At 62.6% G+C, this 1,282-nt stretch carries 2 protein-coding genes; both read left to right on the top strand.

The window, feature by feature from the left end; genetic code table 11:
* The coding region (locus P0D80_RS50250; protein ID WP_408296226.1) for a Mu transposase domain-containing protein at positions 1-559 on the top strand (559 nt) is incomplete at its 5' end.
* A 12-nt stretch (positions 560-571) separates the two neighbouring features.
* Positions 572-1,282 (top strand): ATP-binding protein (locus P0D80_RS50255; protein ID WP_408296229.1); only part of this gene is annotated, 711 nt, incomplete at its 3' end.

Consider the following 1,282-nt stretch of genomic DNA (forward strand, 5'->3'; position numbering starts at 1 on the left):
TACAAGATGTTTTCTGTGGTCAACCACAGAACACATCGACTATCACGTCGAGATCAACAAACACCGCTACAGCGTGCCGCACGCGCTGGTCGGTATCAAGCTCGATGCGCGCATTACGGCGGGCGCTGTCGAACTGCTGCATCGAGGTCGCCGTGTCGCCAGCCACGCACGCAACGACCGCGCAGGCGGCTACACCACCGTCGTCGAGCACATGCCGGCGGCGCACCGCGCTCATCTGGAATGGACGCCGCAGCGGCTGATTCATTGGGGACAGCAGATCGGCGCGGCGACCGGCGCGCTTGTTACCCGGCTGCTGCAGGAGCAACGCCATCCGGAACACGGCTATCGGGCGTGCCTCGGATTGCTCTCGCTCTCACGTCGCTATGGCCGCGAACGTCTCGAAACCGCCTGTGCGCTAGCACTGGAGCTGGGCGTGCACCGTTACCGCCACGTGCGCGACATCCTGATCAACAACCGCGACCGCGCTGCAGTGGCAACGCCTGCCGACTGGATCAGCCCGAGCCACGCGCATGTACGCGGTCCCGGCTACTACCAATAAAGAAGACCCACCATGATGATGCAACAGACACTGACGCAACTGCGCACCCCGAAGCTGGACGGTTTCGCTGACGGCCTGGAAGAACAACTGACGCAGCCCGGTGCGGCCAGCCTGAGCTTCGAGGAACGCCTGTCACTGCTGGTCGACCGGGAAGCCAGCTGGCGTGATGATCGCCGACGTACCCGACTGCTCAAGCAGGCGCGCCTCAAGTATCCGCAAGCCGCCATTGAAGATCTCGACACGCGCGCTGGCCGTGGCGTCGATCCGCGCTCACTCACGAGTCTCGCGCTCGGTGACTGGGTCGAAGCCGGCTATAGCCTGCTCATCAGCGGTCCAACCGGCGCTGGGAAATCGTGGCTCGCGTGCGCCCTGGCCCAATACGCTTGCCGGCGCGGGCATTCGGCCTTGTATCTGCGCGTGCCGCGACTTGGCGAGGAGCTTCGCGTTCTGCACGGCAATGGCGGCTTCACAAAATGGCTGCTGCAGGTCGCCCGCGTTGACGTGCTCCTGCTGGAGGATTGGGGAATGGCTCCCCTCGACGCGTTGGTCCGAAACGATCTGCTCGAGATGATCGATGACCGCTCGGCGGGAAAGGCGACCATCATCACCAGCCAGTTATTACGGGTTCGAACCCGTAAAGCAGAGGGTTTTTTGGTTAGCGATTGCGGCTACAGACGTATAAGCGAGTCCGTACAGGTCGGACCGCAATCGGTAACTAAAAAC

This window comes from Paraburkholderia sp. RL17-373-BIF-A (assembly GCF_046030175.1).
GTDB lineage: Bacteria > Pseudomonadota > Gammaproteobacteria > Burkholderiales > Burkholderiaceae > Paraburkholderia.